Source organism: Fulvivirga sp. AWR4_260 (genome assembly GCF_056158185.1).
In genome coordinates this window covers 639,649-663,681 of record NZ_JBSWSU010000015.1, presented here as the reverse complement: position 1 = coordinate 663,681, position 24,033 = coordinate 639,649, and the positions used below count along the sequence as shown (strand labels likewise).

Below are 24,033 nucleotides of genomic sequence, written 5' to 3'. Positions count from 1 at the left end.
CGCTAATCGAATTTGACTTAAATATTTAGCAAGCCACAGTTGCTACTTAAATCTAAATCTTGCTATAGACATTTCGTACGAGGTAAAGCAACCACAAAAAAGCGACCTTCAATTACTTGAAAGTCGCTTTTTTTCTCCTCTACCCCTTCCATTTTAAACGAATTACTACGTAGCCGTAAAATAATTCATTTCAAACATTCGGCATAGATAGCTTATAGGAGAAAACCAAAAAAATTGAAGCCTTTGACGGTTACAGTGGATAGTGTATTCCAAGTATTTGCTTATAACTTCTATGCCTGGTTGTTTATAACCAAACTGCCCCCATTATTTGGTTTTGAATCTACTGCCGTAAATATCTCCATAGAAACAATTGCCGAAAGTGTTTTTATATATCTAGGCACTCCTTTTTTATTAGGAATCTTCAGCCGGTTAATTCTTGTAAAACTTAAAGGTGAAGCATGGTATAACAAAGTATACATTCCTGCAATCTCTCCTATAACATTAATAGCTTTACTACTCACCATTGTAATCATGTTCTCATTAAAGGGCGAATTGATTATAGAAATACCTATGGATGTAGTAACTATCGCCATCCCATTATTAATCTATTTCATTACAATGTTTTGATAGGTTTTTTCATAACCAAAGCAATGAAAGCCGATTATAGCAAAACAGCATCAGGAGCATTTACTGCCGCTTGCAATAATTTTGAATTAGCAATAGCAGTTGCCATAGCCATTTTTGGAATAAACCCTGGTCAAGCTCTAGCAACTGTTGTTCGGACGTCTGAGACACTGTTTGGTGTGATTTATTACCCCAATCTATGATTCCTATCACACTTATTATCCAATTTCTTATGGTAGCATCCCCTTGAATGCCATATTTTTTACGACTCCTATTCCTATATAACCTCCTTCAACTACTGATAATTTAAAACGTAGCTGTAATATTTTTAAGTACACTTAACATACTAATGTTCTAGCCTTTATTTCACATTCCCACTCAAGTAGTCTCCAATATCATTTGTTTTATGCGCTTTAGTTGCACCATGCCGCGGAAGCTTTTGAGCTGCATTATTTGTTCTTTAAACTGCTCGTGCATCATGGTCACCTGATGCTCATACGGAGTAATGAAGTGCGCATCATTCATTATAGAGGTCATTGCATCATCATAAATGATTTTAGAAAATTCCATATGGCTTGCCTCATAGCGTTTAAACAGTTCTTCCATTGATTCTATAAGTTGATTATACACCTGCAAAAAGTGTTGGTAATCCGTAGCATTAAATGTATTGTTAGTCATAACAGAGAGGCTTTTAGCTAAATATGTTTAGGCCTGTAACTTTTCACTATTGCTTTTAAGAAAGGCTATATGGGCCTGCATTTTATCATACATCTGTTGAAATTCACCTTCAAAAGAAGCCAAAAAAGCCTTAAGCTTAGGACTATTATAAAGGCCTTTCTCATTAATACAGGCCACTAGTTCAGTATTAAGTTCAATATAAGCATTCAGTTGTGTCTGCATATCCATTATAAAAGCATCTAAAAGGTTTCTTAATTCCTTGACGTCCTTATGTTGGTTCTTTCCTTTTTCTTGCATAACTTAAAATTTTAATTTATTCATTGGGACAACTTCTTTGTTCCAAAACCTCAAGGGAAAAATATCGGAACCTTTTCCCCTGCTAAGCTTATCCTTAGTCCCCTTGGACTTTGGTAATAGTTAATTAATATATCAGGCATGAGCAGCAAAGAGGGAACGTTTCTCTTTACTTTTCATACCTACCTGAATTCAAACACCGACATTCAGGGTTTTATCATCATTCATGTTAGCAATTAGTAGAAAATGGAGGGTAGTGCTGAGATGAACTCACACTACCTTCCTTATATCAGTATTACAAAAAGATTTTCAATTACCATTAGTGCAACGGCCGTCAGATATAAGCCGCTGCAGCTAATGGTGTTCAACCTAAACCCGCCCTTCCGTTTGAAGGGCTTGAATAACCTTTATGATTAATAAAGGGTGCCTCTCGCTACACCCCTGCAGCAAAAGGACTTATCACCAACCTAAACCCAGTTGTTGATATTATTTATCACCATCATTTTTTGACATTTCGATGAGTGCCTTAACCTCATGCCAGACAAATTCCCGCACCTCAAATAGTTGTTGTTCAAACTGAAACAAAGCATTGATGAATACATATATCTTTTTTATAATCAACTCAAAATCTTCACCTTGCTCTAACAGAAAGTGTACCTCATAATACATGGGCTTTAATTCCTCAAAAGACTCAGCCAGCTCACTGGCCATAGTTTGTAATTCTTTATTGCTTCTTTTCACTAATTAAGATGTAAACACTTTCATTTCGTTATCATAAATCAAATAACACACTAATTTCTCATTTATCAAAACATATAAGCAATATTTTATATATAATAGAGAAATATAGTTTATGAATAATTGAAAACAATATACAATTACGATAAAAAAATACCTAAAGACGCTTAAAGGGGGTTTAATTGCTACATTTATTGATAGGGAATATTTTTTTTAACTATCTTTATTCCTTAAGAACAATTTTTTAAACTAGTAGCAGCACACATATCGCTTATATTCAAATGAATAAAGATATCAGAGAATCTATCGGTAAAAACATTGCCGAATTAAGGAAAGGCGAAAAATTATCATTACAGCAATTTGCAGACAGACTCAATGCACACGCAGGCAAAGATATCTATTCAAAAGATACAATATTTAGAATTGAAAAAGCCAGTATGAAAGCTACAGCCGAATTTATGGCTCATGTAAACAATGTGTTCGACACTTCTATTGAAGAACTTTTCTACGGCAAAGGAAATATTAATTATGAGTTTCTGGAAGAAAACCCTGATCACAACATTCAATCAGAAAAATATAAACACTTTCTCACCTATGCAAAAAGCTTAAGAAAAGAAAATTCCCCTCCTATAATAGAAGAAACACTTGAAAAGTTGGAAGCCGCTGTTTTGGATATGGACGTGGTACTAAAAAATAATATAGAGTTGAGAGCCAAATTAGACGTATGTCTCAATTTTATGAAGAACAATATATCAAAATAAAAAAGCACCTCAATGAGGTGCTTTTGATTACCTTATATTAATAATAACCTACAATATTGACTATAGGCTAAACATTTTTGTTTTTACCCATATGTTTATCCCAGTTTTCCACTAAGTCTATACAATAATCGGATTTAGCTTTTAAAATTAATTTTTTCCGTTTTTCATTAATAACAATGAAAGCAATAACACCTAGCAATATAAATACTATAACACTAGACACTGTGGTAATCAACTTGTTATAAGCGCTATTTTCTAATATCTGCATTTTAGCTTGGTATTTATTAGCCTCATCTGAAAGCACAGATAAAAGAGGTTTTCTATCAATGCTATTGAACTCATCCCTCAACTCATCTTGGCGCGCCTGCATATCAGTCAATTTAAACACATCAGCAGTGGCTACTCTTACGCCAGATTGACTAATCATTTTCTCACTTTTAAGCGCCAATTCAAGAGCTTCCTGCAATGGCTCATTTACCACTTCCTTATTAGAAATTTTAATAGCTTTCTCAGAAATAGCTAAGGCTTTATTATATTCCCCTTCCTTTTGATAAAGTTCCGCTTCAATATTGAGCCTCCTCACCATAATACGGTCATTACTTGAAGTAGCATCTGACAAATTATGAGCTATATCAATCCAATTATGAGCTTCATCAAAGTTGCCTTTGTACAGATAAGCTTCTGCCATATTATGGTAAATATCCGAACGCGACTCATTATCCATATCTTTTTCATAAGACAGTGCCGTACTGTATTGCTCTAACGCTTTATCATATTCTTTAGCAATGAAGTAAATCCTACCTAATTCATTATATAAATAAGCTAAGCGAACTTCGTTAGCTAAATCCATTTCTTTTTGAATACCAATAGCCTCAATTAATTCATTTTGAGCCTCAGCCAATCGGTTAACCATGGGAGCTGAATAACAAAAAGCTAAATTAGTTCTAGATATAATTTCATAGCGCTGATCACCTGTTTGTTGATAAATAGATGCAGCTTTTAAGTAATAGGGGATAGCATCAGAATAACCTTTAGCATCAATAAAAATGCTACCTATATTATTTAAATTATCAGCTTCCCTTGACCTCTCTCCAATCTCATCAAAAACAGAAATAGATTGTAAGTAATACTTTAATGCTTCCTTTAATTCACCAGATTTCCTTTTAAATATACCAATCCTACTATAAGCCTTAGCCTTTTGAAAATCATCATTAGTCATTTCCGCTAAACTTAGCTGCTTATTAAGGTAATGAACTGCTAAACCCGGATCCGAATAACCATAAGCGAATGATAATTTATAATAAATGTCCATTTGCTCTTCTGTGGATTCAGACATTTTTAAGAGTCCTTCTAATGACGCAGCATCATCAGGGAGGAGTTGTGGCTCTATAGCCGAATCAGAACATGCACTTAGCAGACATACCAGCGACATGAGATATGCCCACCAGTAATTCCCAGACGTATTATACATTATAGGTTGATTGTTTTTAGGTTATGATTTAATATGCCTGCTAAGTTGCCCAATAACACTTCATATAACAATTTAAAATGCAGTATTATATTACATTCATTCTATTCATACGACAGCGCATTGGTTTTTCGTTTAAATTAAGGTCTACTGATATCTTCTGCTTCTCCACCTACGGTATCGGCCAGCTCATCGTGTTGTTTTTTAGGAGCAATATCTTCATTAGGATCCGCACAAGAGAAAATACTTAATAATGAGAATGTTAGCAATAAGCCTAGTAATATTTTACCTGGTTTCATAAGAGTTGTTATTTTTAGTTTTGATTTTATTATCGCCTGAATTTAAGCATTTTATTTAGTACTTCAAGTTTACATAAATCATCATTAGGTTACTATAATTATCCTTGCATTATATTACACAAATATTGCATATACGATATTTAGTATAAAATATACGCTCTCCGGAATAAGCTATTTCATATTTCATAAAAAAACCTCATAAATAGCACGTAAGAACAACTTCATTTTTCAAATGACAACTTGATAACATTGCCATAAAATATAACATGATATAAAAAAGCAACTTTACAGGAGAAATTAAGAAACTGTCATTTTTTTATTTTTGATTTATCAATAAATTACAATCCTCATATCACAATATGATCGAAAAGCTACCGAAATCTAGTTCATCAAATAAATGATATGTAAGATTCACCCCTTAACAAAAAATCACCGCCTATAAAGCAGGCAATCATGCTATAAATAAACCCGTTCTTACATACTAAATCAGCTAATGCGCTGAAAGAAATTCATATATTTGAAAATGGTAAATTCGAACAAACTAAAAGGAAAAACACTACAAGACAACCTTATTCCTCTTGACATTATAAGTTTAATAGTATCATCAGCGACCGATATAGCCGAAAGCTATAAATACATTTTAGTCACCACCAGTCAAGAAGATCTTTTTACTATAGAAAACAGAGAAAGCATGGTTATACTGCCAAGAACACAACCTTTTAAAAATCAAATCTATTGGCAAACAATGTAAAGAGTATCACATTACCGAAAAAGGATATCATTTCTATTCAATGAATAAGGATATTGTTCACTAGGTTAATCCAGATAACACTTTGAGTTTCCAGTCTTCTGAAGTTAGGGGCTTCATCAAATACCCATTAACACCAGACAACTTAGATTCCCAATATTCTATTTCCGACTTAGAGCCTGCCAATATGTATACAGGGAGTTGTTTTTTAGCATAAAATGAACGTATGGCATGAAGCACCTCGCCTCCATCCATAATTGGCAAATTCATATCTAACAACACACAAAATAACTGTTCACCTCTTGTTTTCACTAAATTAATACCCGTCTCTCCATCTCCCGCAACTATAGTTTCCATTGGCTCCGCGGCCTTTTCTAACGCCCAATGGGTAAACATAACATCATCCTCACTATCCTCTATCAGTAAAATTATATTCTTTACCTCTTCCATAGATATATACCTTGACCAACATCAGATATAATTTAATAAACTTTTTCATGAAAATTCATTAAATTGAGATTATTAATAGAAACAAAGCTAATCAGCCTTTTAACTAAGGCAAACACGAGCCCTCATAGAAAATATTTAAAGTTAGTGACTACTTTCAAATGTCAGATGATAATCATCTATTAGAGATATAAATAAATTCTGGCACTGTTCATCATATAATTCTATTAATATTTAACCCTTCAAAAAATGACCAATTATTAAATTTTAAATATAATTCAACCCCTTGAGTTTAAATCAATAGTGGAAGCATAAAAGTTGAAATTGCCAAACTGCGAATATCAAGTTATAAATCAACAAAAAACTATCCTCACAGAAACATTAACCTAACCTATAAAACATATGAGATACCATTTTTTCAAATCATCCTAACCGATTTTTTTATCCTAAAGTGCTGAATATTTATTAATCTCAAAGATCAAAAACTCACACTCCATGGCCACACATTTTCAGAATCATCAACAATTAATAAAATTGTATTTTACACATTTTTATTAATTAATATAAACATATAATAAAACCAAACACACCAGATCAACACATGTTATTTGTTGAAATAGCACGAACGATCTTAAACCATTCAACATTCTAACCATTATCAAATGTTAAAAAAACTCATAGGAGCAACACTAGTAGCTCTAGTATCAACAACTGCAAATTTATTTGCACAATGCACATGTAATTGTGACTATACCATTCAACCAGGTCAAAACTCTTACTACTACGCTGAGGGCAGCACATTAAAAAACAACTTAATAAGTGCATTAGGAGGGGCAATAGCCGGAAAAACTATATGTATTCAAAATGGCACTTATGATAAACCTTTTATTTTTGAAGAATTTCATGGTACACCAAACAACCCCGTAACTATAAAGAATTGCGGAGGTCAAGTAATTATAGACAGGGGTATTGACGATTATGCATTGAAATTATTCGCCCCTAGATACATGAAAATTTTAGGTGATGGATGCGAAGATTATGAATATGGCATTCGTGCCATTGCAGATGCTAACATTATAGAAATTGATGGCAAGTTTACTGATTTGGAGATTGCTCATCTCAACGTGGGGGCTTCTTATGGACTAGACGAGCATGATGGTGCTGCGGGCATAAAAGTAAAGGATGAACCTAACTGTACGGGTGTAGACACTCTTGAGAGAGGAAACCCTAATAGGTGGGTAAGTAGAAATATTTTCATTCATGATAACTATGTGCATAATGTATGGACTGAAGGTTTTTACATCGGAAAGGGTGATGAATCCTATCAAGGAAAAGTACACAAAGGCTGCAGCACAGTCTCCTACTCTAACTCTCTAAGAAATGTAAAAATTTACAACAATAGAGTAGATTCTGTAGGTTATGATGGCATACAAGTAAAAGATGCTGATAGTGCTATGTTAGTATACAATAACATAGTTACTAATTATGGTCTTCAAAATAATGGAGCTCATCAAGAAGGAATTTACATAGGCACATCAAAGGGAGATGTTTACAATAATCGCGTAATTAACGGAACTGGAATTGGATTCAAAATCAAAGGTCATTTAAAAACCAATTTTTATAATAACCTTATAGTAGGCACAGGCGAAAATGGTATTTACGTGAATGCTAAAAACGATAAAGATTTCATTTACCTGGATTACAATTATTTAAGAATATTCAACAATACTATCATCAATGTTAGTAAAAATGAAATTAAAACAGCTGTAGACATCAATTGGACGGACAATGGTAGGCTGCCAATATTCGTATACGAAAACAACATATTAGCTAATGCTAATGGTAATAATTTATTTAATAACACTTTTTATGCTACAAACCCTAGCAAGTCCAATAATATTGAAACACAGCTGACTGATACATTAAATTTTATTCAAACCACCTCTCCGTTATTATCTGGATATTATGAATTGTCAGAAGGAGCATTCGCTATAGATAACGGCAAAAATGTAAGTGCATACGCTCCTTATGCTAATGTTGACTTAAACGGAATAGCAAGACCTCAAGGAGAGAGCTATGACATTGGGGCTTTTGAATACAAAGATTCAAACACTTCATTTGAAGCGTATATAAATTCAGGATTTAAGGCATTCATTAATGATAGCACCACTTGGGGAAAAGACAGAGAAGCTGAACCTCACCTCTATTATAACACAGATCATCTATCTTACACAACAGGAGGATTTTCTTCCTTCGGGAAACAAAATAATACTGCTGCCCCAAAAGAAATATTAGGATCTTACAGACATACTAAATCGGGATTTGGAGACACCATTCGGTATAATATTCCTGTCATAGCGAACGGGCATTACAAGGTAGAGCTTTACTTTGCCACCAAAAACACTGATACTCTTTCATTAGGTCAACGTAAATTCAAAATATACGGTGAAGGTCAATACTTCAATCAAATAGATTTATACGAAAGCGGAGTGAATGATAAAGCCATTTCATATGCCTTTACCAGCTATGTAAATGACGGCATGTTATCTATAACTTTAGCTGCTCTATCAGGATCAGAAGCTCAGGTAAATGGAATTTATGTTAGCAATATATCAAACATTCAGAACCTCCATAAACTAAGCGAAGGATTGATAAATCCACCTTCAAAAGCATACCCAAACCCCGTAAAGAACAGCATTAATATGGCCATAGAAGAAAGTGGATATTACACATTCTGCATATACGACATGCAAGGAAGAATTCTAATGGAGAAAAACGTACAGGCCATTAAAGGAGAAATCAAACAATTAGATTTGAGTCATATACGGAAACATGGAACTTTACTTATTAAGATCACTAATGAAAAAGGACAGATTTCGACCCAAAAAATAATTAAGCAATAAAATCAAAAGGCTGCACCACTCACCGGTGCAGCCCTCCTATGCATACTTTAATAGTTAACAATAATAATTAATATTATTCCAAATGTCACTTATTATGAATTTATAAAAAATTATCGTAAAATACAATAATACATATAAAATTCAGTCAATATTTATTCAATCATATCCTTCCCTTTACTTTAGAGATAAACTATCTAGACTCATTAATTTAATAAGTACCTAGAACTCAACACATGGCCTTTAATCTAATACTCAAATCAATTAAGTTATTTTTTAAAATAAATCATAAAAATCTATAAATCAGCAATATATGTATTTATTGCATTTTATACCTTAACTTTACTATTAGTAATAACAAATAAAATACAATAAATACCCGTACAAAACTCAAAACCATATTTGAATAAGTTGCTAGTATATGCGGACTCACTAAAATCATCTTCATTAGAATTAAGGTCAAAAATAACATCAGTACTTTTATATTTAGACAGCACTGAAGATTTTAGCAAGGAAGAAATATACACTGTAAATGAAATTATTAATGGAATTAAATTAAAGTCAGATGATTTAATAAACGCTGAAGCAATTTTAACCAAAACAATTTTAGAAATAGCAGCAAGAAATTCCTGATCCTAAAAATCCTAAGAAAAAACCAATTTCATATTTCTATAACAGACAATTAGAAATCATTATTTAACCCATAATTGTCATATTATTATTAGCTAAATCGAATTAGTTCATATTTAAGGCTCCCCCAAATGCTCTATGATACATTGAACCATTTTAGGAGGCAACTTCTTCATGTGCTTTTGATAACCAAGCCCTACCAGTTTTTGCTCAAATAAGCCCATCCATGAAGTCATGGTCTTCACGTTTACCTGATATAACCTGGCCAATTCATATTTATACATGGCTCTATATTTTATTACTTGCTCCTGCATAGTCCATTACTTAAATAACTCTTCACCTATTACCGTTCCCAAAAAGCCCCCAAGTAATATATAAGGGTAAGGCTCTTTAATCTTCCTGTAGTTAGCCAGTGACAAACCACATAAACTTCCAAACGCCACTAATGCAGCTTTTTTAGTATTTTTTGATAAGTACATTATTGATTCAGTTGATATGAAAGCCACCCAAAGGCAGAAGCTGAAGCTCCCCAAGCAATGGACGACATTAATCTCTTTCTGGTGTCTCGATAATCAATAAGTGATACTGTAAATTGATTGCCATACCTACTCTTGTGTATATTGCATAATGCAATGAAGCTATTGTATGCTTCTGCACTTGCCAAAACAATGCACCCAGCCGAATATTTATCTACAGTGAGACTTGTCCCTTCCCTAATAGCTCTGTGTACGTTGATACCAAATAAGCCCTGATCTTCATAACCAGAAGTAAACCAGTTAAACAACCCTGTTCTGTTATAATTACGAACAACAGTAACCGGAGCTACCTGCACTAATGCTTCATATGCACCACGATGCAGGCCAAGCCGATGCGAATGAATATATTGACCTGATTTTAAAAATGCGGTACCTTGAGGGTTTGAAGGATTATCCAGCCAAAATTGACCCGGATCTGTAGTGCATACAAAAGAATGATATTCCCACTGTGCTTTATCATTTTTATAGAACACTATGAGCTGATCATCAAATGCATTGCTTCGCAAAAAATGACTCCGAAAAGCTACAACATTAAGCTCCCAAGGCCTCGAATAAACTACATAACCTTTTGACTGAACAATCCCTCTTACACCTTTAATCATCTATGAATCGACTTACTGCCCACACTTGCCTGATCAGTCTTCTTTTGCGGTATACACCATCTCCATTCCGACTTCCATTATCATTGGTATTACCTTCCACAGTTATTACATAATTACTCGACCATTCATCTACAAAACCAATATGCGCAGGCCTTTTTAGATGGTCATACCAGATCATAAAAACATCACCAGTTTTTGGAGTAGCCTTAGCAGGCAAACCTCTTTTATAAATCACATCATCACTCCGTGAAAAAGTAGGTACCCAAGCACTTACAGGCGCATCAACCCCGGCATACAAATAACACCAACTCACGAAAGCAGCACACCAGCTATAGCCAGGACCAAGCCCGGTTACCCTTAAGTATTCTTCTACCTGAGTACCCCTATTAGCTCCACCCACTTCACGGACTCCCACTTGAGAATCATAAACCCGCTTCACACAAGCTCTTGCCTTGGTTAACGCAGTGAAAGAGGTACATGAAATATCCTTTACAGCACCCTGGCCAGCAGCACTGCCGCAAACAAAAAACCAAAGAAGACTGAAGTAGATAATTTTAATTTTTGCCATGGTGTTATTTTGTTGAAATCAGAAGAAAATTCGATATCCAAATAATGGTCAGTTGTTGGCCATATCAGCTTCATAAGTATGCGAACAATACCATGAAGGATGAATAGAGAGATAATAGCAAATAATACTATTTGAAAAATGCCCGCATCGTATGTTGCACTTGTGGGATCCACCCAATGAAGAAAAATACTGCTCTTCATCCACAGTAAAACCCCCACCACTATGGACGTGAGTTCCCTCCAAACCTTCACAAAAGCCCAAACTTGTTTTAAAAATGATTTCATTTTGCTCATTGTTGTTATTGAATTTGATTAGAATTTGAGTTTATATAAAATCTAAATTTGACTCTGGAGCATACACAATCTGCCCTTCAGCTGTACATACTTGCACTACGCCAGCCTTGCCTCCAGTAACATACCCCAGCACTTTCTTCCTGGCCACTTCCGGAGTAATAAAGTCCCCTTGGCCTTCTTTCAAAAGTGTTGGCTTTTTGGTCACAGCCAGTTGAAATACTTTACTATAGCCTCGATTATTATTGTTGAAGCCAGATAAAGACCATACTCCCCCCCTGTTTACTAGCCCCATGCGTTGAAACTCACTTCTTATTTTCACTTTAGCGGCCTCATTATTGGCGAAAGCCACACTGAGAAGTGCATTAACAAGACTAGTCACCCTTACCCCTTTAACCCGTACGTCTTTAAAATATCCGCTTACTGCTTGATAAGAAGAGACATTAGGTATCTTACTTAAGGAATTAGTTACTGAAAGAATATCAGAGGATTCTGCTGCCGATTTTATGGATGCTGCCAAACTCTGAGCATTAAAAACTGAACTACCACCTGTATTCTTCGAAATAATTTGAGTAAACAAAGCCTCAGACACACTGGCAGGATAACCCGCTGCAAACAGTGCCTGCACTGTTCCATTTCCAAATACTCCATCAGCTTCGCCATTCGGCTTTATACTAGTAGCTCTGATAGCATTGGCACTAGCTCCGCCTAAGGATAAAAGTGCTGTCTGCAGCATTTTCACCAGATTACCTTTAGCCCCCACCCCCAAAGGAAAACTCTCTTTATTCTGGCTAATGACCTTTTTTACTTCAACAGGTGAAGGTAAAGTGAGCGTAGCAGGATAGGCGTTCCTCTTTTTATAATATTGCAAGGCCAAATATCCAGCACCCGCCACAGCTCCTGCTCCTAGGCCATACAGCATCAATTTTTTACTATCACTTTTCCGCTTTGTTGAACTACGCTTTTTCATATTCTACATTTTAGATCTAATTATCTGCAAGGCTTTAGAAAACTCCATCACATCTAGCTCTGATTGAAGATCAGCCACTAACTCGGTTTGATATAAGTTCCTATATGCCTTCTGTACCTGCTGCATTTGAGCCTGAGAAGAAATGTCTTCCAAAACATTAAAGAGCAGCTCTTCATCAGTTCCCCAGCCCATATAATTATCATTTTCAAAGGCCATCTTTATTTGTATTGCTGCACTGGCAGGGTTATTAGGCTCCAAGGCTCTTTTCTGAATACCTTTCACTTTAGCATTTATCACTACTTTACGGACATAGATAAAGCCTCCCACCCCTATTCCGGCAGCAGCCACGAAAGCAATTATTTTCCCGTAATCAATTCCCGAACTCCCTGCCCTTGCAGCCATCAACAATGGAAGCATAACTATCTGAGCTTACTCTTTACAATGGTTCGCACCAAAGTATCTTTATTAAAAATCTCCTCCATTTTAATCACTCCTGAAGCTCCAAAATGATGAAGCATGGCTTCAAAGGCCTTCTTCACGCCTTTTACCTGAGCCTCAGTACCTTTTAGCTTAATTGTTAATTCGTGGTTATTCATTTTGATCGTTGTTTAATTGTTGATTTTGCTCTGCATTGGATTGTGCCGCCTTTACTTTAGATAAGTTCTCCAGATAGTAGTGTAGTTTTCTAAAGGTCTGCTCGTCTTTCTTTAGCAATTCACTGATATGATTAAGTACCTGTATTAAAGACTCTATATGGTCATCATCAAATAAATCATATACATAGCTTCCCAGCTCTAAAGCAGGATCATTCAAAGGTGGATGTTCTGGCAATTGCCCGGAAAGCTCACCTAATGTATCCGCCAGCCCTTGCAATTGACGTGGATAGCGCTTAGCCAAACCGCTAATAGCTCCAGGCAGTAAAGATTTACCAAGCTCTATCAAGCCGATTTTCTTCATTAGCTCATCGAGCTGCTGGTCTTTTTCTTGAAGCTTATTATCTGATCGTGACAGCTCCTGCTCCAGTCTTATTATTTCCTTTTCTTGCTTCAAACCATCTTTGCGCAGCTGCTCAAAATCTCGCTTCAATAGTTCCTCTGCCAGCAGTTTACCCAGCTCCGTTTGCACTCCCTGTAGCGTATCGTGCTGCTTATTTTGAATTTCATTTAGCTTTTCCTTAAGGTGTGCATTCTCCATGTACACCCTTTGTAAATCCAGCTTATCCTGAATACCTTCATCACTCGCCCTAACTTCATAAAAATCAACTTCACCCTTTTCTACATTGACAGGATTACCATCAATTGAATGATTCAACTTATGCCGCACATATTCACTTTCATTAGCAATACCCAGAAGCTCCATTTCCTCATACTGCTCATCAGTCAACCTTACTGAGCCAGGTCTTCGTTCTCTTACCTCCATTCAATCATTCCTTTAAATTGAAAATCAGAAATCTTAGCATCATTAATTCATTACCGTTATTGACTAATTTCAATAGTCCAGTGTGTTCGCTCTGTTGCTCATCAACCTTTAAATGACTCATTCCCCATGCGCCATAATCACTACTAACCAAAACAGTTGTTGGAAGCTCAATACCATACCAAAGTTGATTATCGGCCAATTGAACTTTTACCTCGCCAGGAAACAAATTGATGGTTCGATACTCAATATCGAAGGTGGTATAACCATGAGCCCTGCTTCGTTGCATCCCATATCGAAGTGCTAGAATTTCCGTCACACTCCCTCCTTTTCATATTCCCCCAACACCCAAACTTCCACCTCATATGGATAGCTTTGCAATGAATTTCCATCATCGTAAATCATCACCGTTATAGCATCACAGTCATTTTCAACATAAATTGGCACCCAGCCACTCTGAATGCTTGCTCCTGACACAGGATCTATTCCTGCAACATAGATCAGTCCTCGGGCATTGTAAGCCCTTACTTCACTGCTCATACTGCATTAATATTCATAGTGACACTTCCAACCCACTCATCACTTTGCAGCACACAATAAGGCACATCACGACCAGTAGAAGAATCCTTCATGTAAATAGTAGCCACATAATACAATGGCGCACTTAATTCCCCCTGCAGCTCTACCCAGTAATCCTTTTTATCAAGAGGCTGAATAAAATAAAGCCTCTGCCCTTCTTCTACGAAATAGACTTTACTGAACGATTCCTCAGGGTATTCATTCGCTTTAAACCCCTGCGTTAACTGTAAATAATCACGCTCTTCACTGCCTGCAACACCTGCATACCAATAATCTACAACATGAAGGCACGGCCGGGTTAAGACCATTATTCCTGTCACCTTTTTAACCTTTGAAGGTAATTTGATACAAGCTGTTCTCACTGAGGCTTCTTCTATTTTCATTTTTACTCCGAAAGGCTTTCGCTTGACCTCTGACTTTCCCTCTTTCTGATGCTCATCTCCCCTAATCATAATTTTTCTTCTGTTCGCAGTAGTAGAAATAACTTATACCCCTCATCAAAACCCACGTTAGGATAATCAGTATCGGTAAACCTCATCTTGATAGATAAATCACCCGCAGAAACTTCACCCATGGGGAAATACCTTTTATAGGGATTTACATCACCCGTACTTTGCAATGCCCCACTTGGAAAATTGTCAGGAAAAAGCTCATCACCTCCAATTTCTATACGCTGACTCCCTCTACACCATAGTTTATCGTGTTCTCTGCTCCAGACCTGTAAAGCCAGTACCTTGATGGTTTTCTTGCTGAGCTCCCGTTCAAGCAAATAAGTCTTATTAGGCTCTGTGACCTCTAATACAAAAAATGGGTATCTGATAATAGTATCTGACATGTTTCTTCAATTATGCCGGAACTGTAGAAGTACCTGCCAGCTGTACTTTTATTAGGGTATTGAGTGGTGCATCCTCTCCAAGCTCAATCATGAATTCAAACTCTTCATCGTCCCTGATAAAGCGAGGGTTTTCAAGGTAATAAGTACCTAAATTGATAGTCATATCATTATCAGTAACAAAATCGCTCATTGCCCTTTCATCCACAATAATCTTCTTATTGGCCATGAAGGTGAAATCACCATTTTGAAGCCCTCCTACTTTTTTAATACTATCAAAATTGGAAGCTACTTTGAGTTTTTTCCAGGCGAAATCACTTTGTGGGATATCACCCTCAAACTCCACTGCCAACAAGGTAATTCTGTTACAAAGGAATAAGCGGTCTTTAGGCAGCTTACTCTGTGTAACATTAGTAATACCGCGTTCCTTAGCATCCTGCGTTTCAAACATGTGAATAGTAGCCTTATCACCAGCATATTTGATACTATAATAGGCCGTATCGGCAAGTTGAAGTCTACCATCCTTAATTTTTTCGGCTACTTGCACCATTTGAGGATCATGTTTTTTGCCCTCTTTACTCAACTGTACATTCGCATTTACGATCTCAAGAAACTGGTCTCTTGAGGATCTTCTCGTTGTCCCTTTCATTGTTGTTATTGTTATTTTGAGTTGTTGTTATTTTATGCTGTAACATTAAGACTGAGCGCATCAAGACCATCTACTTCTGCCATATCCACTCCTTCGATCATGTAGTCATCGCTTGAAGTAACTACATTTTCAGCATTACCCTCTTCAAGTTCTCTAATGATTCTATCCACTTCACTCGTATCAAAATCATCATAGCCTCCACCATAAAGTACCATCTCCTGATCCGCTCCATTCAATGCTAGGCTCTGTTCCATTTCTGGTGAAATCTTATGCAGCATTAACTTGCGACCAAAGGTCTTTAGCGTATCCGTTACTCTATCTTTAGCTTCGCTCACTTCATCCTGAAAGCCATTCACCTGAGCCTCCCGATGTGAGGGAGTAATACTGGTCATCATAGCTACCCCACCACTCATGAGCCATGTTTTATTGTAATAAGCCCCAACCAAGGTAGTGGCAACACCAGCCACCAAACTAGGCCATGAGCCTACAGCACTGCCAACCACTACACCGCCAAGACCACTCGCTATATGTGCTCCCGAGGCTTTCAATACTTCTAATCCTTGTGATTTTTTAGATCGTCTTCTCATCGTTCTTTTATGGTTAAAATCCGTTTATAACAGCACCGTAGGTGTTAGTTTCGTCTTACTCCTTTTATTCGTATTAGCAGTCTTCTTTCGACTTCCTACGCCATTTAAAGCAGACTTTGAAGTTCTTCGCCTTGTAGTTTTTGTCTTCTTCCTCTTAGAAAGAAAGTAGGCAGCAGTTCCTCCGGCAAGAAGCACCACACCTCCTCCTAACAGAATGATTTTATTCCGCGAAGCCCAGCTTTTTGTAGTCACCTCATTAGTAGTGGAAGTGGATGACATTAAACTATTAGATGGCGGTATATTAGACGGGGGTAAACTTCTCGCAACAGGAACAGTTTTTATTACCGCAGGCTGCTGCACTGCCTGAGGAGATGAAGCATGAGACTGAATATTTACAAGTTGTTTGCCCTGATCTATAACAGATGCTCCTTTATCCACCAAACTAGTAACAGTATTTTTAGCTTCTTTAACCTTGTCAAATACACCAGTTATTTTGCTTAATAGGGCAGACACTGTTGCCACAGCTCCACTGGCCGCAGCCATAGCTCCACTAGCTACAACTCCAAGACCATCTACAGCACTAGTGCCTTCAGCGATAGACAATACCTCATCAGCATCCGCTTCTGTAATAAAACGTTCCATCTCATCGGCATAATCATCTTCTATAGCCCCTAGACCAAATCCCTGCAAAGGCACAGACTTATCATCATTACCTTTTCCACTTAGAATGGCCTTCTTCAAATTCTTAGGATTACCGCCTGCTGTTTTATAAATATCTTCTGCCTTATTAACGGCCTTTTTCACCTTGGCAAATCCCCCCATATCCATCCCTCTTTTCCGCGCCTCAGTCTCTGACAAGTAACCGAACCGTAACTTTTCCGCCACTTTCATCAAATTCACCTTCATCGCCAACAAAAATCCATTGCGTAATAAAATGGCCGCAGGATTAATCTTGTTAATAATGGTAGCAACAGGCTTGATGACTTTTTTGGCAACAAACTTCGTACTCTTCACCACTGGCTTTACCACTGCCTTTTTCACAGCTTTGGTAGCTTTCTTCAGCCCCTTACCTATCTTTTTAAAAAGCCCATCAAGTCCTTCTACGCTATACAGGTTTTCTTCTGCATCAGCATACATTACCACATTTCCATACTCATCCAAAATCTCATAGGCGATATCCGGATCCTGCACATAACCCAATCCAGAAAAGTCTATATAACCTTCCTCTGGCTCCTCAAAATCAATATCATGAATATCTACATGATCTAAGCCTGAAACAGGCAAACCATCCAATCGATGTAACTCCATATTTATTTTCTTAAATAGTTTACTATGTAAAAAACTCCCACCCCTACACCGAAGGCTATTCCCCATTTTTTTAGGGCCATATAAAAAGAAGCATCTTTATTTTTCGAAGAAGTGATGCCCGCACAACTTCTCTCATTCAACTCAGTAATTGGCTCTTTCCGAACCTCTTCTTCGCCTTGATTAAAAAATATGAGTTGCTCATTCTTTATTTGAACCTTCACTTTCCCTCTCACTGACCTTATTCTTTTAGGATGCGAAGAATTCCCTTGTGTGGCAGCCTTAACTGTTTCACGTAATGCCAGACTATCCACCCCACCAATTGACAAGCCCTCAATACTTCCGACATAACCTCTGTCTGACATCAGAAAATCCTTACAACTCAAATAAGGCACTTCATAGTTGAACCAATCAGTCACACAATCCATAGTGATATAGCCGCCCTTAAAAGGCACCACAGGATAGATATGCTGATACCTTGGAGTCATCAAAGGGTCTTTCTGCAAATACTTAGTGATCCTAATTTTATGAGGAATACTTAAATTGGTCAGTATGCTACTGATCATTGTGGTCATACAGTCACAATCACAGCCCTCAAATCTGTCCTTCCACACCCTTGAAGGCCTTCTCACCTGTTCAACTCCTCTTTTATCAGGCTTGTATCTCACATGATTGTATACAAACTCCCAAATATTCTGACAGGTGCTATAAAGATTTCCTCCTTTAAGCTGTAAGGCTATTTTTTCAGTATCAGATAGCGTTTCATGAACAATCTCCTTTATTAAGTTAATGGTATGATGCAGCTTAGCTTGGCCTGCCTTTTTGATTACTGTATCTTGTCCTATACTTTTAGGAAAATAATGGTCATATAGTTTTCCTGATCTGATATTCCTTATTCCGTTCGCTTGCATCCTTTTAGAAATTTAATCCTGCTTTCTGAGTGGCAGTAAAAGGAATACCATTTACTTGTGTTGATATCTGTATTTCTAAAGGAAGATTGGACGTGCGTTGATTTCTTAACTGATCAACAATATCTCCTCCTAGTTTCTGCACCAAGGACAACCAGCCAAACTGCATACTAATACTGAACTTAGTTTCCCCATTAGGTACAATATTGATTTTCTCATCCTTCAATTGAGAAGAGCCCAATATGCCTCCTTTATAGTATAATGATACAAGAGGTTGCTGGACTGCGAGTGAGAGGTTATTAGGATTTTTTATGGACACGTAAACTTTCAACACCAAGCCTGATAAACTCACTTGATGCACTTTCACCTCTACCGAAGTTTGTATGCTTTTGGAAGCCTGATTTAATTTAAACAAATACCCTAAAACCAATGCTCCGGCAGCAGTACCAGCTATCCACTTGATCATACTCTTGAATTTTTATTCAAATATTAAGCATGATACTGTACTATTCAACCTCACTTGGCATATGCAGCCAAACTATGTTTTAGCAACTGATTTCAAATGTTTTTATGTAGTTAGATGGAATGCAATGCCACTTTTCAGCAAACCTTGGCACTCCTAGAGATAACTAAATATTGTTGCAGATTTCAACCGTTATCTTTAGCAAAAAAAGGAAATGGAATTCAAGAAGTTTAAAAGTAAAAGTGAATTAGCCGGTGAACTGGGAATAAGTAGAGAGACATTAAGAAAGAGGCTCAAACTTATTAAAGGATTAGAAACAGGCAAAAGACAATTGCTTTATCCTTGGGAAATTATTTTAATACGGAAAGCATTTGAGTCCCCCAAATGATTAGACATTTGGGGACTCCGCTTACCTTATAACAACTTTTCTCCAGGAAAAAAGCGCTGCCCTTTTAGACTCCTTCTCTGATTATCATACAACACTACTAAAAGCCACTTTCCAACAAATTTTTCAGACTCCAACATCCTTTGAAACCTGAGTAAACCCAATTCACGTTTAGGAACTCCCATCTTACTCTTTTTGTCAAATGAATAAAAAACACGTGACTCATTGTTTTTGAACAATACCCAGAGTCGACTCAAAGCCTTTTCTCTCAATCCTCCGCTCATCCAAGCTTAGCTTTGAGTTCTATATTGCGGTGATACATCTTCAGGTACAAAGTATTTAATGCCTCATCACCTACTCTTGCTAATTGTTTTCTATGGTATTTAAATAACTCAAATCTTGACTTAGCCACATGAGCACCTTTATTCTGCTGATGCTCATTTAGCTCCATTTTACAGCGTTGAAGCAACAATCGATTTTGCACTTGCAATCTTAATGTCTCTCTCTTCAAATACCATTTCCAGGTATTCCTAAAGCCGTTTACATGGTTCGAGGGGTGAAAATAAATTTCAGGTAGAGGAATCCAGTTGAACGGACTTTTATCTAGCCACTTCTTCACCATGTCTATTCTATCCATTACCGCCTGCTGGTACTGGAGCCATTCACTCTTGTTTACATCTTCTGTAAACCCTTTGTAAACGCTTCTGTAAACATGGTTTAAGACCGTTTTCTCATCATTTACATCCATCGGCAACTCTGTAAACAATGTTTTTTTAGCATAAGCCCATGCTTCACGTACAAGGTTCAGTTTAAAAATGCGCCCGCCCTCATCTTCTTTTTCATGGTTCGAAGGTGATGAGCATGGCTGCATTTTTCTTGGTACCGCATTAAAATCTTTACTCCCCTTTTTTAAAGGTTCATGGGAGCTGGATTCTGCTATTGGCATGCTTGAAGCTTCATGCATACATGCATTTTTCTTGGTGTGCTTGTCATCTCCATCTTGCAAGGCGTTGCCGATAGGCAAGCCACTCATGTCAAAGACGTCTTTTTCATCTACCTCTGCTGACATGAAGTTTTCCACATTATCCACACTGCTATTATTATTTATATAATGTACATGTAGTAATGGGTGAATTTTTTTCATATTACCCTCTATTTTTGGCCAAATAGAGCAGTATTGCGTTCCTCCAAATTTACCCTTTTCACCACCGTAAGCAGCCTTCCAAATCACATAAGGATTAACCCATATTTTAACTCCGTCACGGCCATGAAGTTCTTCTTTGACAATCAAACCAGCCTCCCTCAAGCGTACTCTATGATTGATCAATGTACGCGTTGTACAGCCTTTCAGCTTAGCCAAGCTACTATTATAGGTGGCGAAAGCTGGCAAAGTCTTTAAACTATAAATACCTGTTTTACCTGCTTCATTAAGTTGCTTTAAATATAGCCTCAACATCACTTCTATAGTTGCTCTTTGTGAGGCATTAATTCTAGTTTTTAAAATACAGTGCCTTTCATTATAGCTATCTATATAACTTTTTAATGCAGTGAACATTTCGGTATAATCGAAGCGATAATGATTTCTTATTTCTACTAAGGACAAACTCATTTATTGGGTATTAAAAATTTTCTAAACATTAATAAAACAGAGGACTCATCAACCATCAGCTGGTGATTTTTCAGGCAGCTATCTACATAACCCAGCCTAATCAATTGATATAAATCATCACCACTCCACAGCTCTTTCACTTCAGGATGGCGTTCCATAAAATCGGTCAATGAAACAAGCATCAGTCCTGATACCGTTTTAACTCTTCACCATCTATGATCCAAGAAGCCCCTTTTCTGTGTTGTTGCGCTTTAATAATTCCACGTTTACACTTATCTACAACAGTACTGTAGGGCATTCCTGTGAGGTGAGAAAATTGTGATGCTGTATAGAATAGACTTCGTTGACGTTCTTCCATTAAGATTAATCTAAAACTGTCTTCTAAGGCATGTTTTAGATCCTGAAGATCTTCTATAGTTACGGGTTCCATTACAATATCTCTATTTTATGTCGTTCGAAAAATGCTGCAATGCTATCTCTCGAATAGAGATACATGTTTTTATGTAAAGTGGCTCTGATTTCTCCACTGTCTCTTAATTGAACAAGCTTATTATTGCTCTTAATCTTTAATAGCTTTTTGGCTTCGGCTGGCTTCACCCAATCATTAACAGAATGTGATGATTCAATAGACTCCCGAACTGCCTGACTTGTCGCCCTCATTATCAAAGAGCGCATCTCCACCAGCATTTGCTTATAGGCTTCCTTTTCAAAAATTATTACTTCCATAAGTGTGTTGTTTACATATTGTTTACACTGTAAAGAGAAGTAAAAATTTTAACCCATTGAGGTGACACTTCAACCGTGTCACCCCCCAATCACCCCTGTAACCCAACCCCATAAACAACTGATATTCAAGAAAAATATATCCACACAAAAACTTATTCACATTTTTTCCACAAGAGATTTTAACAGGTTAATCCCATATTTTTAGAATTATATTTTATTGCAGTAGAAGAAGTGATATATTGCCCGCTCATGCAGAAACTGAACATAAAACAAGGTAAGGAGAAAGACTACCTTCTTGAAGATTTGAGAATGAGTAACTCTTTAAAAGGTTTCTTAACAGCTAATGGAATAAATACGCTTTTGGAGGTGACCGCTTTCGGCATTCCTCAATTATCAAGAATGCCTGGTTACACAGGTGAATTATTAGATGAGTTATTACTACTTTTACATAGCAAAAATATGATGCATAAACTTAGTCAGTGGGATAAAACGAATCATCACTCGTAAAGTGATTCTATATGCATTTTAAGTATATCTAATTTGTTTAGTAATTTATCTGCTGTACTCTTATTACTAACACTCATTTTATTCTTTAAGCTTATAAAAGAAATCTTTTCAGTTTCATAAGTTTTAAAAACAGTACTACCTATTTGAGCAACACTTCTTTTACTAATGTCACTGATAAAACCCAAATCCATCAAACTACTGATAAATAGTGCTAATTCTCCCACAGATCCATTAACAGTAATTAAATCACCTGCCCCTTTCCTCGCCATCTCTCTTTCAGCGGATACCTGAACCTGATAGAGAAACTCAATCATAACCTGTTCTACAGGAGGATAAAAATCATTGAATGGACTCTGAGCTACCTTAGCCATTTTTTTATACTCTTTGATTCTTCCCTTCAAATACGGCTCTAACAGATGATGATCCAGTAAAGAGATATAATTCCGTTCCTTCTCTTTAAGATGAAGAATAAAATGAGGGGCATTGTATCCTTGATATTGATAGAGAACTAGCAAACGCTCCTCCAGATTATTAAAAGCTCCTTTAGAATATTCTTTAAATAGCCTATAAGTCTCATTGACAAGTTGCCTACATATTAGCAAAGCACCGTGAGGCAAGTTACAATCCGGGGTCTTTATTCCCTCCAATAATTCAAGGATTACAGTAGTTAGTGAAGCATCGACTATCCCCTCACGCAAATGTTCTTCTAGAAAAGTAAGCTTAGAAGTTAAGTCATGTGCGTACTTTTTTCGATGAAGATAAGGCATATGACATTCATAGGGCACATACTCCTCATAATCTGTTAAAATAGAAAAATATATGGCTTCCAGGTATTGCCTTAAAAGCTTATAAATATCTATTTCGCTCAGATGACTAGAAATAGATACCGACTCAGACACACTGATGGATTGACCATACTGATTAAACTTTTGCAAAAGATAATTCACATGGCCTAAGTATTGCTTTACTGCTCCTATCTTAACTTTTTCCTTACTCAAAGAGTAACAAATACTATTTACCTCTTTTAGAATTTGTTTATAAGCCCTATTAAATAAGGTATTATAATAATAAAAACGTTTTTGAAGATAACTTAACCCATCGATATCCTCCTGTACCCTTACTTCTACAGCATCATCATAGTACTGATATAATTTTATGATCTCATCGCTTTCAGAAAGTAAACTCTTTATTGCAGGCAGATAAGCTCCTAACATGTCATAGTTCTGAGGATATAAGCGTAATGTATCTCCAAATACCTGCCAATATTCATAAAACCAATATTCCAGAGAAATATTACCGCCTTCATTGATTGACGTTTCCTCGAATTTTAAATGAAAAAATCTGCTGATTTCATCAGCATTGGGATTCAATTGCTCTAAAAGAGAAGGGAAGTTAAATAAATCATTTTGATAAGGGTTCAACTTCCCTTCCAACACTTCATAAAAAGGTTTAAACAGGTGATTCACAGGGCAGATTAGGTTAATACTATATTTTCTCAAAAATATAAATTAACA

Annotated in this window: 36 protein-coding genes; 6 read left to right on the top strand and 30 right to left on the bottom strand. The window is 36.5% G+C overall.

Translation table 11 applies throughout. From position 1 onward, the window contains the following. The first annotated feature begins 234 nt into the window (after positions 1–234). Entirely contained in the window at positions 235–627 is a 393-nt protein-coding gene (locus ACXACQ_RS09370; RefSeq protein WP_474975678.1) for an arsenic resistance protein, read from the top strand. A gap of 375 nt (positions 628–1,002) precedes the next feature. Here the strand turns inward: ACXACQ_RS09370 and ACXACQ_RS09365 are convergent, their stop codons facing one another. The 3 genes from ACXACQ_RS09365 to ACXACQ_RS09355 all read right to left on the bottom strand — a co-directional run bounded on the left by ACXACQ_RS09365 (position 1,003) and on the right by ACXACQ_RS09355 (position 2,337). Then, entirely contained in the window at positions 1,003–1,302 is a 300-nt protein-coding gene (locus tag ACXACQ_RS09365) for a hypothetical protein (RefSeq protein WP_474975677.1), read from the bottom strand. A gap of 27 nt (positions 1,303–1,329) precedes the next feature. Further along, entirely contained in the window at positions 1,330–1,599 is a 270-nt protein-coding gene (locus ACXACQ_RS09360) for a hypothetical protein (protein ID WP_474975676.1), read from the bottom strand. Between the two features lie 483 nt (positions 1,600–2,082). Beyond that, positions 2,083–2,337, bottom strand: a complete 255-nt coding sequence (locus ACXACQ_RS09355; RefSeq protein WP_474975675.1) for a hypothetical protein — start codon at positions 2,335–2,337, stop codon at positions 2,083–2,085. Between the two features lie 278 nt (positions 2,338–2,615). On the opposite strand from ACXACQ_RS09355, the gene ACXACQ_RS09350 reads away from it, so the two are divergent. Beyond that, a complete protein-coding gene (locus ACXACQ_RS09350) occupies positions 2,616–3,095 on the top strand; it encodes a helix-turn-helix domain-containing protein (RefSeq protein ID WP_474975674.1) in 480 nt (159 codons plus the stop codon). A 67-nt stretch (positions 3,096–3,162) separates the two neighbouring features. On the opposite strand, the gene ACXACQ_RS09345 is transcribed toward ACXACQ_RS09350, so the two are convergent. Both ACXACQ_RS09345 and ACXACQ_RS09340 read right to left on the bottom strand, forming a co-directional pair. Beyond that, a complete protein-coding gene (locus ACXACQ_RS09345; protein WP_474975673.1) occupies positions 3,163–4,566 on the bottom strand; it encodes a tetratricopeptide repeat protein in 1,404 nt (467 codons plus the stop codon). Positions 4,567–4,703: 137 nt separating this feature from the next. Beyond that, positions 4,704–4,862 (bottom strand): hypothetical protein, encoded by a 159-nt coding sequence (locus tag ACXACQ_RS09340; RefSeq protein ID WP_474975672.1) that lies wholly within the window; start codon positions 4,860–4,862, stop codon positions 4,704–4,706. A gap of 523 nt (positions 4,863–5,385) precedes the next feature. On the opposite strand from ACXACQ_RS09340, the gene ACXACQ_RS09335 reads away from it, so the two are divergent. Further along, positions 5,386–5,613, top strand: a complete 228-nt coding sequence (locus ACXACQ_RS09335; protein WP_474975671.1) for a hypothetical protein — start codon at positions 5,386–5,388, stop codon at positions 5,611–5,613. A gap of 60 nt (positions 5,614–5,673) precedes the next feature. Here the strand turns inward: ACXACQ_RS09335 and ACXACQ_RS09330 are convergent, their stop codons facing one another. After that, entirely contained in the window at positions 5,674–6,060 is a 387-nt protein-coding gene (locus ACXACQ_RS09330) for a response regulator (RefSeq protein WP_474975670.1), read from the bottom strand. A 659-nt stretch (positions 6,061–6,719) separates the two neighbouring features. Between ACXACQ_RS09330 and ACXACQ_RS09325 the strand changes: the two genes are divergently transcribed. Further along, positions 6,720–8,960 carry a T9SS type A sorting domain-containing protein gene (locus tag ACXACQ_RS09325; RefSeq protein WP_474975669.1) on the top strand — a complete coding sequence of 747 codons (2,241 nt, stop codon included), beginning with the start codon at positions 6,720–6,722 and terminating at the stop codon, positions 8,958–8,960. A 399-nt stretch (positions 8,961–9,359) separates the two neighbouring features. After that, positions 9,360–9,590 (top strand): hypothetical protein, encoded by a 231-nt coding sequence (locus tag ACXACQ_RS09320; RefSeq protein WP_474975668.1) that lies wholly within the window; start codon positions 9,360–9,362, stop codon positions 9,588–9,590. Between the two features lie 113 nt (positions 9,591–9,703). On the opposite strand, the gene ACXACQ_RS09315 is transcribed toward ACXACQ_RS09320, so the two are convergent. The 23 genes from ACXACQ_RS09315 to ACXACQ_RS09205 form a co-directional block, all read right to left on the bottom strand. Beyond that, the gene (locus ACXACQ_RS09315; protein ID WP_474975667.1) at positions 9,704–9,901 is read right to left on the bottom strand and encodes a DUF4248 domain-containing protein; all 198 of its coding nucleotides are present in this window, start codon (positions 9,899–9,901) and stop codon (positions 9,704–9,706) included. 6 nt (positions 9,902–9,907) lie between these two features. Beyond that, positions 9,908–10,066 (bottom strand): hypothetical protein, encoded by a 159-nt coding sequence (locus ACXACQ_RS09310; protein WP_474975666.1) that lies wholly within the window; start codon positions 10,064–10,066, stop codon positions 9,908–9,910. Then, a complete protein-coding gene (locus ACXACQ_RS09305; RefSeq protein ID WP_474975665.1) occupies positions 10,066–10,725 on the bottom strand; it encodes a hypothetical protein in 660 nt (219 codons plus the stop codon). The genes ACXACQ_RS09310 and ACXACQ_RS09305 overlap by 1 nt, the downstream gene beginning before the upstream one ends. Then, positions 10,718–11,293, bottom strand: coding sequence for a CHAP domain-containing protein (locus tag ACXACQ_RS09300; protein WP_474975664.1), 576 nt, complete (start codon positions 11,291–11,293; stop codon positions 10,718–10,720). The genes ACXACQ_RS09305 and ACXACQ_RS09300 overlap by 8 nt, the downstream gene beginning before the upstream one ends. After that, a complete protein-coding gene (locus ACXACQ_RS09295; RefSeq protein ID WP_474975663.1) occupies positions 11,215–11,577 on the bottom strand; it encodes a hypothetical protein in 363 nt (120 codons plus the stop codon). The genes ACXACQ_RS09300 and ACXACQ_RS09295 overlap by 79 nt, the downstream gene beginning before the upstream one ends. A 40-nt stretch (positions 11,578–11,617) precedes the next feature. Continuing rightward, positions 11,618–12,553, bottom strand: coding sequence for a peptidoglycan-binding domain-containing protein (locus tag ACXACQ_RS09290; RefSeq protein WP_474975662.1), 936 nt, complete (start codon positions 12,551–12,553; stop codon positions 11,618–11,620). A 3-nt stretch (positions 12,554–12,556) separates the two neighbouring features. Next, positions 12,557–12,970: a hypothetical protein gene (locus ACXACQ_RS09285; protein WP_474975661.1), complete on the bottom strand. Its 414-nt coding sequence runs from the start codon at positions 12,968–12,970 to the stop codon at positions 12,557–12,559. A gap of 2 nt (positions 12,971–12,972) precedes the next feature. Then, the gene (locus ACXACQ_RS09280; protein ID WP_474975660.1) at positions 12,973–13,149 is read right to left on the bottom strand and encodes a hypothetical protein; all 177 of its coding nucleotides are present in this window, start codon (positions 13,147–13,149) and stop codon (positions 12,973–12,975) included. Continuing rightward, positions 13,142–13,972, bottom strand: a complete 831-nt coding sequence (locus tag ACXACQ_RS09275; RefSeq protein ID WP_474975659.1) for a hypothetical protein — start codon at positions 13,970–13,972, stop codon at positions 13,142–13,144. Before ACXACQ_RS09275 ends, ACXACQ_RS09280 begins: the two co-directional genes overlap by 8 nt. Positions 13,973–13,976: 4 nt before the next feature. Continuing rightward, positions 13,977–14,288: a hypothetical protein gene (locus ACXACQ_RS09270; RefSeq protein ID WP_474975658.1), complete on the bottom strand. Its 312-nt coding sequence runs from the start codon at positions 14,286–14,288 to the stop codon at positions 13,977–13,979. Beyond that, complete coding sequence (locus tag ACXACQ_RS09265) at positions 14,285–14,509, bottom strand: hypothetical protein (protein ID WP_474975657.1); 225 nt, start codon at positions 14,507–14,509, stop codon at positions 14,285–14,287. The genes ACXACQ_RS09270 and ACXACQ_RS09265 overlap by 4 nt, the downstream gene beginning before the upstream one ends. Then, positions 14,506–15,000: a hypothetical protein gene (locus ACXACQ_RS09260; RefSeq protein WP_474975656.1), complete on the bottom strand. Its 495-nt coding sequence runs from the start codon at positions 14,998–15,000 to the stop codon at positions 14,506–14,508. The genes ACXACQ_RS09265 and ACXACQ_RS09260 overlap by 4 nt, the downstream gene beginning before the upstream one ends. Continuing rightward, positions 14,997–15,383: a hypothetical protein gene (locus tag ACXACQ_RS09255; RefSeq protein ID WP_474975655.1), complete on the bottom strand. Its 387-nt coding sequence runs from the start codon at positions 15,381–15,383 to the stop codon at positions 14,997–14,999. The genes ACXACQ_RS09260 and ACXACQ_RS09255 overlap by 4 nt, the downstream gene beginning before the upstream one ends. 10 nt (positions 15,384–15,393) lie before the next feature. After that, positions 15,394–16,029, bottom strand: coding sequence for a hypothetical protein (locus tag ACXACQ_RS09250; RefSeq protein ID WP_474975654.1), 636 nt, complete (start codon positions 16,027–16,029; stop codon positions 15,394–15,396). A gap of 32 nt (positions 16,030–16,061) precedes the next feature. After that, entirely contained in the window at positions 16,062–16,616 is a 555-nt protein-coding gene (locus ACXACQ_RS09245) for a hypothetical protein (RefSeq protein ID WP_474975653.1), read from the bottom strand. 24 nt (positions 16,617–16,640) lie between these two features. Beyond that, the gene (locus tag ACXACQ_RS09240) at positions 16,641–17,924 is read right to left on the bottom strand and encodes a hypothetical protein (protein WP_474975652.1); all 1,284 of its coding nucleotides are present in this window, start codon (positions 17,922–17,924) and stop codon (positions 16,641–16,643) included. Positions 17,925–17,926: 2 nt separating this feature from the next. Further along, positions 17,927–18,832: a hypothetical protein gene (locus ACXACQ_RS09235; protein ID WP_474975651.1), complete on the bottom strand. Its 906-nt coding sequence runs from the start codon at positions 18,830–18,832 to the stop codon at positions 17,927–17,929. 4 nt (positions 18,833–18,836) lie between these two features. Beyond that, positions 18,837–19,295: an LEA/WHy family protein gene (locus ACXACQ_RS09230; RefSeq protein ID WP_474975650.1), complete on the bottom strand. Its 459-nt coding sequence runs from the start codon at positions 19,293–19,295 to the stop codon at positions 18,837–18,839. A 411-nt stretch (positions 19,296–19,706) separates the two neighbouring features. Beyond that, on the bottom strand, positions 19,707–19,961 hold the full coding sequence (locus ACXACQ_RS09225; protein ID WP_474975649.1) for a hypothetical protein: 255 nt from the start codon (positions 19,959–19,961) through the stop codon (positions 19,707–19,709). Next, positions 19,958–21,286 carry a hypothetical protein gene (locus tag ACXACQ_RS09220; protein ID WP_474975648.1) on the bottom strand — a complete coding sequence of 443 codons (1,329 nt, stop codon included), beginning with the start codon at positions 21,284–21,286 and terminating at the stop codon, positions 19,958–19,960. Before ACXACQ_RS09220 ends, ACXACQ_RS09225 begins: the two co-directional genes overlap by 4 nt. Beyond that, the gene (locus tag ACXACQ_RS09215) at positions 21,283–21,468 is read right to left on the bottom strand and encodes a hypothetical protein (protein ID WP_474975647.1); all 186 of its coding nucleotides are present in this window, start codon (positions 21,466–21,468) and stop codon (positions 21,283–21,285) included. Before ACXACQ_RS09215 ends, ACXACQ_RS09220 begins: the two co-directional genes overlap by 4 nt. After that, complete coding sequence (locus tag ACXACQ_RS09210; protein WP_474975646.1) at positions 21,468–21,716, bottom strand: helix-turn-helix domain-containing protein; 249 nt, start codon at positions 21,714–21,716, stop codon at positions 21,468–21,470. Before ACXACQ_RS09210 ends, ACXACQ_RS09215 begins: the two co-directional genes overlap by 1 nt. Then, positions 21,716–22,012 (bottom strand): helix-turn-helix domain-containing protein, encoded by a 297-nt coding sequence (locus tag ACXACQ_RS09205; RefSeq protein WP_474975645.1) that lies wholly within the window; start codon positions 22,010–22,012, stop codon positions 21,716–21,718. Before ACXACQ_RS09205 ends, ACXACQ_RS09210 begins: the two co-directional genes overlap by 1 nt. Positions 22,013–22,261: 249 nt before the next feature. Here ACXACQ_RS09205 and ACXACQ_RS09200 point away from each other — a divergent pair, with 249 nt between their 5' ends. Further along, positions 22,262–22,519 (top strand): hypothetical protein, encoded by a 258-nt coding sequence (locus ACXACQ_RS09200; protein WP_474975644.1) that lies wholly within the window; start codon positions 22,262–22,264, stop codon positions 22,517–22,519. On the opposite strand, the gene ACXACQ_RS09195 is transcribed toward ACXACQ_RS09200, so the two are convergent. Further along, a complete protein-coding gene (locus ACXACQ_RS09195; RefSeq protein WP_474975643.1) occupies positions 22,510–23,985 on the bottom strand; it encodes a hypothetical protein in 1,476 nt (491 codons plus the stop codon). The two genes, ACXACQ_RS09200 and ACXACQ_RS09195, sit on opposite strands and share 10 nt — an antisense overlap. Positions 23,986–24,033: the final 48 nt, after the last annotated feature.